The 17,689-nt window shown below is 50.4% G+C and carries 13 protein-coding genes; all 13 read right to left on the bottom strand.

The annotated features are described in order from the left end of the window. Positions 1-6,011: collagen-flanked surface repeat-containing protein (locus ACTHUM_RS01085; RefSeq protein WP_440392565.1), on the bottom strand; the 6,011-nt coding region annotated here is incomplete at its 3' end. Positions 6,012-6,775: 764 nt separating this feature from the next. Further along, the gene (locus ACTHUM_RS01080; RefSeq protein ID WP_256388401.1) at positions 6,776-6,904 is read right to left on the bottom strand and encodes a hypothetical protein; all 129 of its coding nucleotides are present in this window, start codon (positions 6,902-6,904) and stop codon (positions 6,776-6,778) included. A gap of 155 nt (positions 6,905-7,059) precedes the next feature. Continuing rightward, entirely contained in the window at positions 7,060-8,640 is a 1,581-nt protein-coding gene (gene purH / locus ACTHUM_RS01075; RefSeq protein WP_295698640.1) for a bifunctional phosphoribosylaminoimidazolecarboxamide formyltransferase/IMP cyclohydrolase, read from the bottom strand. Between the two features lie 162 nt (positions 8,641-8,802). Next, positions 8,803-9,972 (bottom strand): chloride channel protein, encoded by a 1,170-nt coding sequence (locus ACTHUM_RS01070; RefSeq protein ID WP_314574835.1) that lies wholly within the window; start codon positions 9,970-9,972, stop codon positions 8,803-8,805. 108 nt (positions 9,973-10,080) lie between these two features. Further along, complete coding sequence (locus ACTHUM_RS01065) at positions 10,081-10,899, bottom strand: hypothetical protein (protein WP_004518783.1); 819 nt, start codon at positions 10,897-10,899, stop codon at positions 10,081-10,083. Between the two features lie 65 nt (positions 10,900-10,964). Continuing rightward, positions 10,965-11,840, bottom strand: coding sequence for a DMT family transporter (locus ACTHUM_RS01060; protein WP_288971014.1), 876 nt, complete (start codon positions 11,838-11,840; stop codon positions 10,965-10,967). Between the two features lie 76 nt (positions 11,841-11,916). Continuing rightward, a complete protein-coding gene (locus ACTHUM_RS01055; RefSeq protein WP_004518785.1) occupies positions 11,917-12,651 on the bottom strand; it encodes a glutamine amidotransferase-related protein in 735 nt (244 codons plus the stop codon). Between the two features lie 43 nt (positions 12,652-12,694). After that, positions 12,695-12,934, bottom strand: a complete 240-nt coding sequence (locus ACTHUM_RS01050) for a Fis family transcriptional regulator (RefSeq protein WP_003684241.1) — start codon at positions 12,932-12,934, stop codon at positions 12,695-12,697. A 119-nt stretch (positions 12,935-13,053) separates the two neighbouring features. Continuing rightward, entirely contained in the window at positions 13,054-13,575 is a 522-nt protein-coding gene (locus ACTHUM_RS01045; protein ID WP_004518786.1) for a hypothetical protein, read from the bottom strand. A 130-nt stretch (positions 13,576-13,705) separates the two neighbouring features. Continuing rightward, on the bottom strand, positions 13,706-13,978 hold the full coding sequence (locus tag ACTHUM_RS01040; RefSeq protein ID WP_004518787.1) for a hypothetical protein: 273 nt from the start codon (positions 13,976-13,978) through the stop codon (positions 13,706-13,708). A gap of 38 nt (positions 13,979-14,016) precedes the next feature. Beyond that, the gene (dusB, locus tag ACTHUM_RS01035) at positions 14,017-15,021 is read right to left on the bottom strand and encodes a tRNA dihydrouridine synthase DusB (RefSeq protein WP_004518788.1); all 1,005 of its coding nucleotides are present in this window, start codon (positions 15,019-15,021) and stop codon (positions 14,017-14,019) included. A 131-nt stretch (positions 15,022-15,152) separates the two neighbouring features. Next, positions 15,153-15,803 (bottom strand): site-2 protease family protein, encoded by a 651-nt coding sequence (locus ACTHUM_RS01030; protein WP_004518789.1) that lies wholly within the window; start codon positions 15,801-15,803, stop codon positions 15,153-15,155. Between the two features lie 375 nt (positions 15,804-16,178). Next, positions 16,179-17,597 (bottom strand): type I glutamate--ammonia ligase, encoded by a 1,419-nt coding sequence (glnA, locus tag ACTHUM_RS01025; protein WP_004518791.1) that lies wholly within the window; start codon positions 17,595-17,597, stop codon positions 16,179-16,181. Positions 17,598-17,689: the final 92 nt, after the last annotated feature.

Here is a 17,689-nt window from a genome sequence, read left to right as displayed (position 1 = left end):
GCACCAGTTGCACCGGTTGCACCATCTTTAACGACAGTAGTAGTGGTGTTACCGTTACCGTCTTTGATGGTTACAGTGTGAGTACCGTCGCCGTTGTCTTTAACTTCAGCTTCAGCGTTCTTACCGTCGGCACCAGTTGCACCGGTTGCACCATCTTTAACGACAGTAGTAGTGGTGTTACCGTTACCGTCTTTGATGGTTACAGTGTGAGTACCGTCGCCGTTGTCTTTAACTTCAGCTTCAGCGTTCTTACCGTTTTCACCAGTTGCACCGGTATCGCCTTTGGCACCAGTTGCACCGTCTTTAACGATAGTGGTAGTAGTTTTACCGTCACCGTCAACGATGGTCACTGTATGAGTACCGTCGCCATTGTCTTTAACATCGGCCTTGGCATTCTTACCATCGGCACCAGTTGCACCAGTATTACCAGCTTCACCTTTAGCACCAGTTGCACCGTCTTTAACGATGGTAGTAGTGGTATTACCGTTACCGTCTTTGATGGTTACAGTGTGAGTACCGTCGCCGTTGTCTTTAACTTCAGCTTCAGCATTCTTACCGTCGGCACCAGTGTCACCTTTAGCACCAGTTGCACCGTCTTTAACGATAGTGGTAGTGGTGTTACCGTTACCGTCTTTGATGGTTACAGTGTGAGTACCGTTGCCGTTGTCTTTAACGTCGGCTTCAGCGTTCTTACCGTCTTTAACGATAGTGGTAGTAGTTTTACCGTCACCGTCAACGATGGTCACTGTATGAGTACCGTCGCCATTGTCTTTAACATCGGCCTTGGCATTCTTACCATCGGCACCAGTTGCACCAGTATTACCAGCTTCACCTTTAGCACCAGTTGCACCGTCTTTAACGATGGTAGTAGTGGTGTTACCGTTACCGTCTTTGATGGTTACAGTGTGAGTACCGTTGCCGTTGTCTTTAACGTCGGCTTCAGCGTTCTTACCGTCGGCACCAGTTGCACCATCTTTAATGATGGTAGTAGTGGTGTTACCGTTACCGTCTTTGATGGTTACAGTGTGGGTACCGTTGCCGTTGTCTTTAACGTCGGCTTCAGCGTTCTTACCGTCGGCACCAGTGTCACCTTTAGCACCAGTTGCACCGTCTTTAACGATGGTAGTGGTGGTGTTACCGTTACCGTCTTTGATGGTTACAGTATGAGTACCGTCGCCGTTGTCTTTAACGTCGGCTTCAGCGTTCTTACCGTCGGCACCAGTTGCACCATCTTTAATGATGGTAGTAGTGGTGTTACCGTTACCGTCTTTGATGGTTACAGTGTGGGTACCGTTGCCGTTGTCTTTAACGTCGGCTTCAGCGTTCTTACCGTCGGCACCAGTTGCACCATCTTTAATGATGGTAGTAGTGGTGTTACCGTTACCGTCTTTGATGGTTACAGTGTGAGTACCGTTGCCGTTGTCTTTAACGTCGGCTTCAGCGTTCTTACCGTCGGCACCAGTTGCACCAGTTGCACCAGTGTCACCTTTAGCACCAGTTGCACCGTCTTTAACGATGGTAGTAGTGGTGTTACCGTTACCGTCTTTGATGGTTACAGTGTGAGTACCGTTGCCGTTGTCTTTAACGTCGGCTTCAGCGTTCTTACCGTCGGCACCTGTTGCACCAGTTGCGCCGGTATCGCCTTTGGCACCAGTTGCACCGTCTTTAACGATAGTAGTAGTGGTGTTACCGTTACCGTCCTTGATGGTTACAGTGTGGGTACCGTCGCCGTTGTCTTTAACGTCGGCTTCAGCGTTTTTACCGTCGGCACCAGTTGCACCAGTATCGCCTTTGGCACCAGTTGCACCATCTTTAATGATGGTAGTAGTGGTGTTACCGTTACCGTCTTTGATGGTTACAGTATGAGTACCGTTGCCGTTGTCTTTAACGTCGGCTTCAGCGTTCTTACCGTCGGCACCTGTTGCACCGGTAGCGCCGGTATCACCTTTGGCACCAGTTGCACCGTCTTTAATGATGGTAGTAGTGGTGTTACCGTTACCGTCTTTGATGGTTACAGTGTGGGTACCGTCGCCGTTGTCTTTAACGTCGGCTTCAGCGTTCTTACCGTCGGCACCTGTTGCACCGGTAGCGCCGGTATCACCGGTATCACCTTTGGCACCAGTTGCACCGTCTTTAACGATAGTGGTAGTAGTGTTACCGTTACCGTCTTTGATGGTTACAGTGTGGGTACCGTCGCCGTTGTCTTTAACGTCGGCTTCAGCGTTCTTACCGTCGGCACCAGTTGCACCGGTGTCACCTTTTTCACCGGTTGCACCAGTAGCGCCAGTAGCACCGTCTTTACCATCTTTACCGTTTTTACCGTCTTTAACGATGGTAGTAGTGACTGAGCCATCACCTAGATTAGTAATAGTGATGGTATGGGTACCGTCACCATTATCTACAACTTCACCTGTGATGCTGTCGCCTTTGTCGCCTTTAGCACCGGCTGCGCCAGTGTCACCTTTATCGCCTTTAGCGCCGGCTGCGCCAGTAGCGCCGTCTTTACCATCTTTACCGTTTTTACCGTCTTTAACGATGGTAGTAGTGACTGAGCCATCACCTAGATTAGTAATAGTAATGGTATGGGTACCGTCACCATTATCTACAACTTCACCTGTGATGCTGTCGCCTTTGTCGCCTTTAGCGCCGGCTGCGCCAGTGTCACCTTTGTCGCCTTTAGCACCGGCTGCGCCAGTGTCACCTTTATCGCCTTTAGCGCCGGCTGCGCCAGTAGCGCCGTCTTTACCATCTTTACCGTTTTTACCGTCTTTAACGATGGTAGTAGTGACTGAGCCATCACCTAGATTAGTAATAGTGATGGTATGGGTACCGTCACCATTATCTACAACTTCACCTGTGATGCTGTCGCCTTTGTCGCCTTTAGCGCCGGCTGCACCAGTGTCACCTTTGTCGCCTTTAGCGCCGGCTGCGCCGGCTGCGCCAGTGTCACCTTTGTCGCCTTTAGCGCCGGCTGCGCCAGTGTCACCTTTATCGCCTTTAGCGCCGGCTGCGCCAGTAGCGCCGTCTTTACCATCTTTACCGTTTTTACCGTCTTTAACGATGGTAGTAGTGACTGAGCCATCACCTAGATTAGTAATAGTGATGGTATGGGTACCGTCACCATTATCTACAACTTCACCTGTGATGCTGTCGCCTTTGTCGCCTTTAGCGCCGGCTGCACCAGTGTCACCTTTATCGCCTTTAGCACCGGCTGCACCAGTGTCACCTTTGTCGCCTTTAGCGCCGGCTGCACCAGTGTCACCTTTGTCGCCTTTAGCGCCGGCTGCGCCAGTGTCACCTTTGTCGCCTTTAGCGCCGGCTGCGCCAGTGTCACCTTTGTCGCCTTTAGCGCCGGCTGCGCCAGTGTCACCTTTATCGCCTTTAGCGCCGGCTGCGCCAGTAGCGCCGTCTTTACCATCTTTACCGTTTTTACCGTCTTTAACGATGGTAGTAGTGACTGAGCCATCACCTAGATTAGTAATAGTAATGGTATGGGTACCGTCACCATTATCTACAACTTCACCTGTGATGCTGTCGCCTTTGTCGCCTTTAGCGCCGGCTGCGCCAGTGTCACCTTTGTCGCCTTTAGCGCCGGCTGCGCCAGTGTCACCTTTGTCGCCTTTAGCGCCGGCTGCGCCAGTAGCACCGGTATCACCTTTAGGGCCAGCAGGACCAGTATCGCCTTTGTCGCCTTTAGCGCCGGCTGCGCCAGTAGCGCCGGTATCACCTTTAGGGCCAGCAGGACCAGTATCGCCTTTTTCGCCTTTAGGGCCAGTTGCGCCAGTAGCACCAGTTGCACCGGTATCGCCTTTAGCACCAGTTGCACCAGTATCGCCTTTAGGACCAGTCGCGCCGGAAGCACCAGTAGAACCACCACCGATTACGCTCAGGGTGTATTCGTTAGTGCCGTTTGAGGTCATTGTCAAACCGTTACCGGCGATCAGTTTCAGGGTGTTATTGGCATTTGATTTAGGATCGTATTTGTAAGTACCTTCAGCAGGTGAGCTACCGCTACCATTGTGGCCTGAGAATACAAATGGATTCAGGTTTTCGATGCGATTTGCAACAGCGTACAATTGAGAGCCGTTGATTGCATCGGTAGAAGTTGCAGAGATACGGCCTGCGGCAACGTTTTGAATTTGACGTTCTTTACCTGCAGAACCTACAGACAATACTGCGCCATTGCCCAAACCGCTGGTTGCACCTGCGAAGCCGCTGTAAGTGTAGCTGCCAACAGTAGCAGTGTTAGTAGGTACGAAGTTGCTGGTTGTAGAACCGTTACCCAGAGCTACGCTGTTTTCGATAGTAGATTTAGCTTCAGTACCCAAAGCCAGAGTGTTTTTAGCTGTTGCTTGAGCACCGTTACCCAGAGCAGTTGCATATTCACCGCCATTAGCTTGAGCACCACGGCCCAATGCAATTGCTTGTTTAGAAGCAGCGTTACTTTGTACGCCCAAAGCTACTGAGTATTTACCAGTTGCTGTAGCAGCAGGACCGAATGCTGCAGCAGAAGTACCATCAGCTACGGAACCACGACCGATTGCTACGTCAGAACCTTGTTTGGCTTGAGCGTCGCCACCCAATGCTACCGCGCCGTTTGCCAGAGCTTTAGAGCGCTCACCGATGGCTGTTGCTACGATACCGGTTGCTTGAGCTTCTGTACCGATTGCCATTGCCGAACCGGCATTATTTACTACGCCGTCGCCATCAGCGCCAGTAGAAGTACCGTCAGCTGTAGCAGCATGACCTACGGCAACGTCAGCAGCTTGCTTAGCAGTTGCACCGTTACCTTGAGCGATAGAGTTATTGCCAGCAGCTTTAGATTGAGTACCCAAAGCGATAGAGTTGTTACCGATTGCTTTAGCAGCAGTACCTGCTTTATTACCCAGAGTACCATCCATCGCACCGCCAATAGCTACAGAATTTTCACCTGTTGCTTGAGCGGATGCACCACCAGCAAATGAGCCTGTGCCATTAGCTTGAGACAATACGCCGATAGCGGTACCACGGTTAGCAGTTGATTCAGCATAAGCACCGATACCAATTGCGTTATCGCCTCTAGAAACTGTTTTAGTACCGACAGCAATGGAGTTATTGTTAGACGCAGTGGCAGTTTGACCCACAGCAATAGAGTTAGACTCAGCAGCAGTAGCGTTAGAACCTACAGCAACTGCAGCTTCTTTATTGGCTTGCGCATATGGACCAACTGCAACTGTCAGATTACCTTCTGCTTTTGTATATGAACCAACGCCGACAGCTTGAACACCTGACGCATTTGAGCTGGTACCCATTGCCATCGCATGGTCTTTACTTGCTACAGTATCTTTACCGACAGCAATAGCATTGGTCCAAGCACCATGAGCGTTATTACCAATAGCGATAGAATCTTGTTTTTCGGCGTTTGCATGCGTACCTACAGCAACTGCAGCAGCATTTGCATTGGAGTTATCACCAATAGCTGTTGCAAATTGTGCACCAGCATTTGCACGGTTACCGAATGCACTTGCGGAGTCTTGAGTAGCAGTTGCACGGTTACCTACTGCAGTCGCACGAATTTGAGTTGCTTGGGCTACATTACCGATTGCAACAGAAGCTTCACCACTTGCAACAGAGCTTACACCCATTGCAGTCGATGCACCGCCGGTTGCGATATTGTTATTACCTACTGCCAATGCTGCGTTTGCAGTCGCAGTATTGTTAGCACCGTAAGCGATAGTGCCATCTTGACTGCTGGCAGTATTTTGATAACCCACTACAACAGAGTTGACACCAACGTTTCTGTTAGAACCGTTGTAAGTACCATTTGGAGTAATGTTTACCGCACTACCACCCAAATCTACACCTGCCTGAGCAGCACTAGAAGCCATCAACGCACCTGCCGCTGCAACTGCAGCAGCTACGGCTTTACGCTTGTCAGAAGCGGATTTTTTGCCGTGTGCATGGCTGATTTCGGAAACCGCGGTCCATGTCTGGGTCGCGTGGTTCCAAATGACTTTAAAGACTTTATTCATATCGATTTTCCTGTAAGGGGTTTGATTTCTTTTGGGACGTTTGCTCGGCTATAAACCGCCTGCCCATACATATGCCGCACTTCAGAGTTTCCCCTTTATGCGGTTTTACGTCGTAATCTCTTGTATGCAATTCCCGTGCCAAAAGTTTCCACTCGGCCGAATGGCAGCTAAATTCCTGTTTTATGGGATTTTATGCTGATACATTTTGGGAAGCTTGTGAAGTTTGGGAAACGATGTGCCGTTTTTTGTCAGCTTGTTTCTTAACCAGTCACTTTTTGTCAGCTTCTTTCAATGCATTCGGAATCCTTGTCCAAATTTTATATGCGTTTGGTTTTACAAATCAACTCTTCCGATAAAGTGTTACTTTTTCGGCCTCAACGGTCATGCCCGTTAAATTTACTTGTTGCTTTTTTTAAACGGTTTTTCTAGCTATTTGATTTTACTTTTTTATTCTCAAACAATAATGATTGATAAATAATATATAATTTGAATAGTTTCTTTAGTGATAGATTTAAATGTGGGCTTTTATTTAGAGAATTAATGAAATTTGTATTGAAGATCGGCTTAAAACGTGTGATAGGTTTATATGGCCTGTTTTCAGACGACCTTTGACGTTTCCTAACATATAAATAGTAACCAAATGATACGAATTTATGCGCTATTGAGCCGATGGACAGCGTTAAAAAGGCAAGTGTAAAACTTGCCTTTACGTTTGGAATCGGTCTGTTTTTATGGTGTAACACCATGCCGTATTTCAGACGGCCTTACCAACGGAATGTTTGGGTTACGCCTGCGGAAGCGCCGTTGTTGCCTGCATAGCCGTAGCCGCCGGTATGGCTGGAGGCGCAGGCGGTGAGTGTGGCGAGGGTCAGGATGAGGAGGATGTGTTTCATGTTTTTTTCTCTGAGTGGGTTGGTTTTAGACTTGGGACGTTTTGTTGCCGTATGAATCGGAATGGATATGGCTTTGTTGCTTTGTCTTGATTTAATGTATTGAAAAAGGCCGTCTGAAATCGGTTTTCAGACGGCCTTTATTTTATATCAGCTTATTAGTGGCGGAAATGGCGAATACCCGTTACTACCATCGCAATACCGTGTTCGTCCGCTGCGTCGAAGACTTCTTGGTCGCGCATGGAGCCTGCAGGGTGGATGATGGCTTTGATGCCCTGCTCGGCAATGACATCTACGCCGTCGCGGAATGGGAAGAAGGCATCGGAAGCGGCACAGGCGCCGTTGAGGTCGAGATTGGCATCTTGCGCTTTGCGGGCGGCGATACGGGTGCTGTCCACGCGGCTCATTTGGCCTGCGCCGATTCCGTAGGTTTGACCGCCTTTACCAAAGACGATGGCGTTGGATTTGACGTATTTGGCGACGTTCCATACAAACATCAGGTCGTTCCATTCTTGCTCGGTCGGTTGGCGTTTGGAGACGACTTTCAAATCGGCACGGTTGAGGCGGTGGATATCGGGGGTTTGTACCAACAGTCCGCCGCCGACGCGTTTGAGTTCAAAGCGGTTGGCACCTGCTTCGAGCGGAACTTCCAATACGCGCACGTTTTTCTTGGCAGCGGCGATTTCGAGGGCTTCGGCGGTGAACTTCGGCGCCATGAGGACTTCCATAAATTGGTTGTCGGTAATTTGTTTGACGGTTTCGCCGTCCACTTCGCGGTTGAAGGCGATGATGCCGCCGAATGCGCTGGTGGTGTCGGTGGCGTAGGCGAGTTTGTAGGCGGTCAAGGTATCGGCGGCAACGGCTACGCCGCACGGGTTGGCGTGTTTCACGATCACGCAGGCCGGCGCATCAAAGGATTTGACGGCTTCCCATGCGGCATCGGCATCGGCAATGTTGTTGTACGACAATTCTTTGCCTTGCAGCTGTTTGTAGGCGGAAAGGCTGCCTGCGGCTGGATAAATATCGCGATAGAACGCGGCGCGTTGGTGCGGATTTTCGCCGTAGCGCATGTCTTGCACTTTAATCCAGCTTTGGTTGAACTGGCTTGGGAATTCGCCGATTTGGGGCTGACCGCTCAAGACGTCGTCTGAAAGCGAGGTCAGGTAGTTGGAAATCATGCCGTCGTATTGGGCGGTATGGCTGAATGCTTTGCGTGAAAGGTTGAAACGGGTTTTGTCGCTCAATGCGCCGTTGTTGGCTTCGAGTTCGGCTGCGATGGCCGGGAAATCGGCGGTGTCGGTAACGATGGCGACGTGTTTCCAGTTTTTCGCGGCGGAGCGCACCATGGTCGGGCCGCCGATGTCGATGTTTTCAATCGCGTCTTCCAATGTGCAGTTTGGTTTGGCGATGGTGGCGGCGAAGGGGTAGAGGTTGACGCACACTAAATCGATATTGCCGATGCCGTGTTCTTCCATCTTAGCGACGTGTTCGTCCAAATCGCGACGGCCGAGGATGCCGCCGTGGATTTTCGGATGCAGGGTTTTCACGCGGCCGTCGAGCATTTCGGGAAAACCGGTATAGTCGGCAACTTCGATAACGGGAACGCCTGCATCAGCCAAGAGCTTTGCTGTACCGCCGGTAGAAAGGATTTCTACACCGAGCTTGGTCAGGGTTTGGGCAAATTCGACTGCGCCTGTCTTGTCGGACAGGCTGATCAGGGCGCGTTTGATGGAAGACATGAGATTTCCTTTGTTGAAGGTTTAATCGATATGGGATGAATTTTCAGGGCGGTATTATCCGCTATTTTCGCCTTTTTGGCAGTAGGTTTTTATAGATATTGTTGACAATTTTATTGTAAAAGGCCGTCTGAAACTCGGTTTCAGACGGCCTGATGTTTTTGACTATTTAAATCCCATTTTCTTCGCCACGCATACTGCGCCTGCCATGCCTGCGCATAAGGGCATGAGCAAGGCAACGGGGGCGTAGGTGAGTTCTAAAACAAAGACGATGGCCGTCAGGGGCATTTTGAGGGAAACGCCGAGGAAAACGGCGGCGCCGACAACGGCCGCGCTTTCGGAGGACATGGCAGGAAAGAAAGTATTCCACGCGGCTGCGGCGGCAAAGGCGATGGTGCTGCCGAGCATCATGGACGGGGTAATCAGGCCGCCGTATGCGCCTGCCGCCAGCGCCATCAAGACGACCAGCCATTTGACGGCGGTCAGCTCAAGGCTGTGTTGCCAGTCGGTCAATCCGCCAAAGGTCAGTTGGTTGCCTGCTTTGCCGTTGCCCAAAATTTCGGGAAACCAAACAGCAATCGCGCCGATGAGTGCAAACATGCAGACGGCCAAGGGAATGATTTTGATGTTGTCGCGCTTGATGAAGGGGAATTTTTGGGCGGTGCGCTGGAAAACGACGGCGGTTGCGCCCAGTATCGGGCCGATGATGACGGAAAACCAAAGTAATGATGTGTTGATGGAAAGGTTGGCCGGATGATATTGCTGTACGTCGCCCAAGCCGATGCGCGCGACGGCGGTGGCGATGACGGAAGTCAGCAATGCGGCAGCGACGGCTTGCTGCGTCCATACGCCCAGCATGGCTTCGAGGATGAAAAGTGTGGAGGCGAGCGGCACGTTATACACGGCCGCCAAACCTGCACCCGAGGCGCAAGCAATGACCAGCCTTGCGTCGTCTTCGCTCGATCCGAAACGGTTGACACCGACTGAGGCGAAAGCGGCGGTCATTTCGCGCGGCGCAACTTCGCGGCCGAGCGGCGAGCCCAGCCCGACAGTAATGATTTGCAACAGGGCATGGCTGACGGTTTCAAAAAACGGAAAACCGGCAAGCGGATTTTTAACCACGGCTTTGATACCCGGTTGCGGCCTGCCGTAGCGTTTGAGCAACCACCACCCCAAGCCGACCACCACGCCGCAACAGGCCACGACCACGATACGCCGCGCAGGACTTGCCTGCGCTACGCCCTCTCGGAATGAAACGTATAGGCCGTCTGAACCGTAACCGTAGGCAAGATGTTGAATCGTATGCATGATTTCGGTTAATACAATGCCGACCATGCCGCCGATGATGCCGGTAATGATGAGGGCGGCCCAAAGTTTATGCGTTTCTTTCACGGGATTTGACTTGAGGTAGTAGTGGTTTGATCAAAGCGTTTTTCGAGGGAACTATTGTCCGCCCAAGGGATAGTTTTTGGGGGCGACGTGGGTTTTGCCGTTATAAGGGAAAATATATTTCTGATTTTTATAATTTTTCTTTCCTGATACGCCGCTGAGTTTTGCAGTCAGCGCCCATACGCCGGATACGGCAGGACGGCTTTTGTCAAAAGCAATTTTGGCTTCCAGACTGGTATATCTGTCTTTGCAGAGGCGTTTTTCACGCCCTTTCAATTCATCGCAATCGCCAAAATATGCGCCGTTATCGTTACCGCTGATCATGACGCTGTTGCGGATTCGGTTGCTATCATCGGTAAACAGGAAGTTTTGCGAAGTCGTCGTGTCGCCTTGGCCTGTATAACTTGATTCGGCAACATAGCCCCAGTTTTGTGCGCCCACCTGAACAAACTTCCATTCCTTATTCTCCGGCGGCTCGCCCCATGCGCCGATTTTATCTTTTCCGTGCTGTTTGATTGCCCACTTGCCGTCTGTTTTCTCCAAAACAAACAATTCTGCCAGACCGGAAGAAACATGAGCGTCCTGTTTTACTTTTTGTTCCATATCGTAGGCAAAACCTGTGTACAACACATAGCGCGCGGCTTTGCCGTTGCGCGTTACGGTATGATTGGCAACAGGTTTCATGCAATACATAATGTTGTCAGATGCTGTCTCACTGTCTTTCGGCGGCTTGGCGAGCTGGCATTTGTGCGCGGCAAGCGGTCGGTTGTAATACTTGGCAATGACGGCCTGTACAGCGGCTTTGTCGTTATCGGGTGCAGCCGACGTCAAAATAGGGCAGGCAAGCAAAAGCAGGGAGATAATGCGTTTCATAGAAATTTTCCCAAAATGTTTATTGAAAAAAGATACTGCTTACTTCAGGCCGTCTGAAACCGTTTTCAGACGGCCTTTTTGTGTTTGTTGCTGACACGCGCCAACATACCGGCGACAAAAGTGGACGCAATAACAACGGTAATGCCCATCGCAGACATAGCACTTAAATGTTCGCCCAAAATTAACACCGCCATGATAACGCCGATGACAGGCTCAAGCGAAATCAGCAGGCCGGAGACGTTGGCAGGGACTTTGTTCATGCCTTTGTTCCACAACAGATAGGCAAGCCAACTGCAACCGATCCCCATATACAAAATCGACAGCGTACCGCCCCATGACCAGTTGATTTGATAACTGTCTGCCAACACCAGCGAAAACGGCAGACACAATACCGCCGCCACCGCCATGGAAGCCACGGTAAATGCAGGCGCACCGATGCGGGCAATCATCTGCTGGCTCGGTCGTATCACGCCTGCAAAACCCAATCCCGCAAGCAAAATCAGCAAACAGCCGAACCAATCAATCGTGCCGCCTTCTTCTGCACCGCCCATTACCATCATGCCCACGCCGGCAAACGCCACCGCGCCGCAAATCCAGTGGTAAATTTTCGCTTTGTCGCTGAAAAAGAAATGACCGACAAAAACCACCAGCAAGGGTTCCAGCCCGACCATGGTAATCGCGCTGGCGGCAGACGTGTATTTCAAACCGATAAACTGAAGCATCAAAACGACAACGTAGTTGACAAAGGAAATCCATAACAACGGCTTCCACTCGCTCCGCGGAATCCTTCCCAAATGACGGCGGCACGACGGCAGTACCATCAACGCGGCAATCAACAACCGTGCCTCAACCATCAGCGCAGGGTCGATCATCTCGTAAGAATACTTGGCAGCGATAAAAGAGCTGCCCCAAATCAGCAGGGCAAGTATTTGATAGAACATGGTCCGACCTTTTAAAAAGGGTTAATCGTTTCTTCTCTATATTTATTATTCAGACGGCCTGGAGGGTTGGCCTTTTTTATTTTGTCTGCGTCAGAGAATCCAAAAAGTCGAAGAGTTTGGCATTCATTTCACTGAAATCCGCCGCTTCGATTTTATCCGGATGCTGGACATAAGTTTGGGCTTGGCTTTGTTCGGCCACATTTTCGCGTCCGTCCGCCGCAATCAGCAGCCCGACGGCTTCACGGTCAAACTCCAAATGGGCCTGGAAGGCATAATGTTTGGGCGCAAAACGGATAATCTGGCGCGGACAGCCTTTGCTGGTTGCCAACACAACCGCCTTATCCGTCAAACCGGGCATATCGCCGTGCCAATGGCCGGTATTCAGGGTTTTGCCCAACAGGGAAACATGGGCATCCGCCAAACCTTCCGCCGTCAGCTCAATCGGATAAATGCCGATTTCACGCTCAGGGCTGCGTGTGTGGCGCGCGCCGTAGGCAACGGATAAAAGCTGCGCACCCAAACACACGCCGACAATATATTTATCCGCCGCCATCGCCTGACGCATCAGGCGCAGCTCGGATTCGGGGTCGTAATACGAGAATGCCTGCCTGTCTTCATCAGGCGATTGCGGCCCGCCCATCACAATCAAAAAATCTATATCGTCCACATTGTCAGGCAGGGTTTCCCTTTCGTACACTTTGGTTGTACTGATGTTATGTCCGCGCCATTGCGCCCATTTCAAATATGCTCCCGGCACTTCAAATGCCTCGTGCAAGATGAAATGGATATTTAATTTATTCGGATTTTGCATTGTTATTTCTCCTTCGACCGTCAGGACGGATTGCCCTGCCGTATTACAGCATACCGTGCTGTTGTAATTTTTTACGCAGGGTATTGCGGTTCAAACCCAAAATAACGGCCGCTTTAGACTGGTTTCCGCCGCATTGCTCCATCACGCAGGCAAGCATCGGCTTTTCCACTTGATGCAATACCATATCATACACACCGCAAGGTTCCGTACCATCCAAGTCTTTGAAGTATTGTCGTAAGTTTTGTTCAATACATTGCGCAATGTCAGTCGTCGTTTGATTCATCGTGATTGTCTTTCTTTAGATTTGTTTTTAGATGATGAGTCCGTCTGAACATTCAGACGGCGTTTATTTAATTTGATTGAGAAATTTACTCTATTCAATTCTTATTTTTTATCAAAATCTTATACTGCAATAGATTTCTGTAATTTACTATCCCAAAATGCCCGCCATATCCCGTTTTCTTGAGCCAGATAGATAACAAATTCATTATTGGCATGATCGGCAACGTAACGAATGGAATACGGTTTTTCTTCACAATTGACTATCCAAACATGAAATTTCCGTGCTTTTTCCCAAGATTGGCGGTTATATCCTATTTCTTGATACGCTCTAGGAATAGGCGATTGAGCCTCTTTTTCCAGAGAGGTTTGAACCTGATTATCCCATGCGTTCAAACGCTGCAGGATTTCCATACATTGAGCTTCATCCCCTGAGGCAAAATACAGCAGGATATTATGCGCTCCCTCACTTAACTCCAGCTCAACCGTATTACCCTGCTCGTCATAATGCCCTTCATCATTGACCAGCCGACGAGTGGCATCAGCCAATTCCTGTTCCCAATCCACATGTTCGAAACGATTGCGCGGAAACATGGAATCAGCTTGATGCTTTTTAGAAAATATACGTTTAATCAACTGAAACATAGGGTTTCCTGAAACCATCTCCTCACACAACCTACTGCTCAAAGCAAGTAATCTTGCCAACCTTTTCTCCGTCAGGTTCGATTTCTGCTACATTATCTCCATATTTATTACCCCAAAAGAAACGCCCGTTCTACTCATACCAAGGCTTGCCCAGTACATACCAAGCCTTGTCCAAACTGTCACCGGGGCGGATGGTTTCGCATGTTGCTTTATCCTTACCTGCACTCAGCATACAAGCATCATGTTGACGACAATCAGGATTCATGCACCTGCTCTTGTCTTCATTCCAATAGCGATCCATTAATTTACAGGCTATCAGATTGTAGTCATAAGCATAAATACCAAATCCTGTCAGCAACAGCACGGCTATGCCGAAGCGTTTGAACCGTGAGGTCAATTTCATATTTACTTCCCCAAAAGAAAAATGCCGTCTGAAACCCTTTAGCCTTCCCGATAGTGGCATACCCAACGGTCGGTTTTCTCTGAAAGCGTCTCAAGATAGGCGGCAAGGGTGTCGTATTGTGCTGCGGCGCTGTCCAAGCGGTTGATGTCTCGGCGTGTTTGCTCGCCGTTGGGCATTTCATCGATGTACCAGCCGATGTGTTTGCGGGCGATGCGTACGCCGGCCACTTCGCCATAAAATTCATACATAGCGCGGATGTGGTTCAAAATGGTGGCGTTGCATTCTGCCAAGCTTAAGGCCGGCGGCAAAACGCCGTGTTCGGCGTAATGTTTTAAATCACGGAAAAGCCACGGACTGCCTTGTGCGCCGCGCCCTATCATGATGCCGTCTGCGGCGGTTTGCTTGAGGACGGCGGCAGCTTTTTGCGGCGAAGTAATATCGCCGTTGACCCAAACGGGAATGTTCAGACGGCCTTTGGTTTCGGCAATCAGTTCGTAACGCGCTTCACCTTTGTACATCTGCGTACGGGTGCGGCCGTGGATGGCAAGGGCTGCGATGCCTGATTCTTCGGCGATTTTGGCAATGGTCGGCAAATTTTGATGTTCATTGTGCCAGCCCAAACGGGTTTTGAGGGTAACGGGTACGTCCACCGCGTTGACAACGGCTTCCAAGATTTCGGCAACCAAAGGCTCGTTTTGCATCAATGCGCTGCCTGCCTGCACATTACAGACTTTTTTGGCCGGACAGCCCATGTTTATATCAATCACCTGAGCGCCCAAGCCGACGTTATACCGCGCGGCTTCCGCCATCTGCTGCGGATCGCTGCCGGCAATCTGCACGGCCACCACTCCGCCCTCGCCTTCAAAATCGCTGCGGCGCAAAGTTTTTTTGGTATGGCGCAAGCTCGGATCGCTGGTCAGCATTTCGCATACCGCCCACCCTGCGCCAAACTCGCGGCAAATCCGGCGGAACGGTTTGTCCGTAATGCCTGCCATGGGGGCGAGTGCGATGGGGTTGTCAATGAAATAGCCGCCGATGTGCATGATGTGTGCGCCAAATTGAAAGGGCTGAAATTGTACAATTTTTAAGCAATTTTTCCAATTGTATTTACATGTTGCACAATGAAAAAGGCCGTCTGAAACTGAGTTTCAGACGGCCTTTTCAGCCAAAACATTTAAATAAACAACATGACAACCATCCGCACTGCGTCCTGAATCATGGCAATAATCGGCCAAATCAGTTTGGCCAGCAGGCCGGTAAACAACAGGATCAGGATAATCCATGTGCCGTATGGCTCGATTTTACGGAACTGCATGGACTGTTTGGCGTTGAGAAAGGTATCGATAAAAATACCGCCGTCCCAAGGCAAAATCGGAATCAGGCTGAATGCGACCCAAATCGAGTTCACCATCACGCCGTAACCGGCCATCTGCGCCAAGGGCGCTTGATAAGACTCAGGCACATACGCGGCAAGTACGACGACAAAACCCCAGAAGAACGCCAAAATCAGATTGGCTATCGGACCCGAAATCGACACCCAACGCCACGCGCGGCGCGGATCACGGAAATTGCGCGAATCGATGGGCATGGGACGCGCCCAGCCGAACAGAAAACTGCCTATCATCAGACACACCAACGGCACGACAATCGTACCGACAGGATCGATGTGCGGCAGCGGATTGAGCGTCAAACGCCCAAGCTGCTCGCCAGTATGGTCGCCCCAATACCGCGCCGTATAACCGCGTGCCACTTCGCGCACGGTAATGGCCAACAACACGGGCAATACTGCCAGCAGAAATACGCCTAAATCAAAATTTGCAAACATGGTTTTCCTTATCAAACATGCCGTCTGAAAACAGAAAATATCCTTTCAGACGGCCTGAGGCTTTAATCTTCTTCTGTCTTATCCGAATCGAAAGACTCTTTCAGCTCTTCCCAAGTAATGCCTTTACCTTGAGGATTAAATTTGAAGACTGGTTCACTATAAAGTAATGGCGAATATCTTTAATAAAAGGCCTGTCATGCTGAAATTTAACACGCAATACCGATTCCATAAAGGTTTTCAAACGGCATGATTTATTGCTTCTCGCTATCATACCTAATTCAATTGCCCTATCTATTTCAAGCCTAAAGGCCGTCTGAAACTTCAAATCCAGTTTCAGACGGCCTTTGATTTCCTATTTAAAATGCCTCAGCTGTTTTACAGGCTGTAATACATTTCAAATTCCAGCGGATGAGGTGCCATGCGGATACGGCGGACATCTTCCTCTTTAAAGGCAATGTAGCTGTCGATCCAGTCTTTGCTGAATACGCCGCCGCGCAGGAGGAATTCGTGGTCGGCTTTGAGGGCGGCCAGTGCTTCTTCCAAAGAGGCGCAAACGGTAGGCACCAATGCATCTTCTTCCGGAGGTAGGTCGTACAGGTTTTTATCGGCAGGGTCGCCCGGATGGATTTTGTTTTGAATACCGTCCAAACCGGCCATCAACAAAGCGGCAAACGCCAAGTATGGGTTGGCGGTCGGATCAGGGAAACGCGCTTCGATGCGGCGTGCCTTGCTGCTGTTCACGGACGGAATACGGATGGAAGCGGAACGGTTTTTGGCGGAATATGCCAGTTTGGTCGGTGCTTCAAAGTGCGGCACGAGGCGTTTGTAGGAGTTGGTGGACGGATTAGTAATCGCGTTCAGGGCTTTGGCGTGTTTGATGATGCCGCCGATGTAATAAAGGGCGGTATCGGACAAACCGGCATAGCCATCGCCTGAGAACAGGTTTTGACCGTCTTTCCAAATGGATTGGTGAACGTGCATACCGCTGCCGTTGTCGCCCATGATGGGTTTGGGCATGAAGGTAGCGGTTTTGCCGAAGTTGTGGGCGACGTTTTGAATCACGTATTTCATGTCTTGGGTTTGGTCGGCGCGTTTAACCAAAGTGGCAAAACGGGTGCCGATTTCCATTTGGCTGCCGGTACCGACTTCACTGTGGTGCACTTCCACTTCGATGCCGAGTTCTTCCAAAACATTGACCATGGAAGAACGCAGGTCTTGACCGCAGTCAATCGGTGCAACAGGCGCGTAACCGCCTTTGACGGTCGGACGGTGGCCGGTATTTTGACCGTCCATGTGCAGGCCGCTTGACCATGCGCCGCTTTCGGAAGTGATTTCGTAACGGGTTTTGTGCATGTCGGTTTCGAACTCTACGCCGTCGAAGACGAAGAATTCAGGTTCTGGGCCGAAATAGGCGGTGTCGCCGATACCGGAAGATTTCAAATAGGCTTCGGCGCGGCGTGCGATAGAACGAGGGTCGCGGTCATAACCTTGGCCGTCAGCAGGGTCGATAACGTCGCAGGTAAAGACAACGGTGGTATCGTCGTAGAAAGGATCGACGAAAGCTGTAGACGCATCGGGACGCAACTGCATATCGGAAGCCTGAATACCTTTCCAACCGCCGATGGACGAACCGTCAAACGCTTGACCGTTTTCGAACCATTCTTCGGGATCGTCGAGAACGATGCGGGCGGGGATGGTAAAGTGGTGCTGCTTGCCTTTGGTATCGGTAAAGCGCAAATCTACGAAGCGGGCTTCGCTTTCTTCAATCAGTTTTACAGCGTCTTTGATGGACATCTTCAGCTCCTGAGGGATTGGGTTTAAGTTGTTATTCTATCACGGTAAGGCCGTCTGAAATACATCAGGGCACCCGTTTTTACGCAATGAAA

Source organism: Neisseria sp. P0021.S006, from assembly GCF_051956895.1.
Note: the sequence above shows the minus strand (reverse complement) of the source record. Positions and strands in the feature narration are given on the sequence as shown.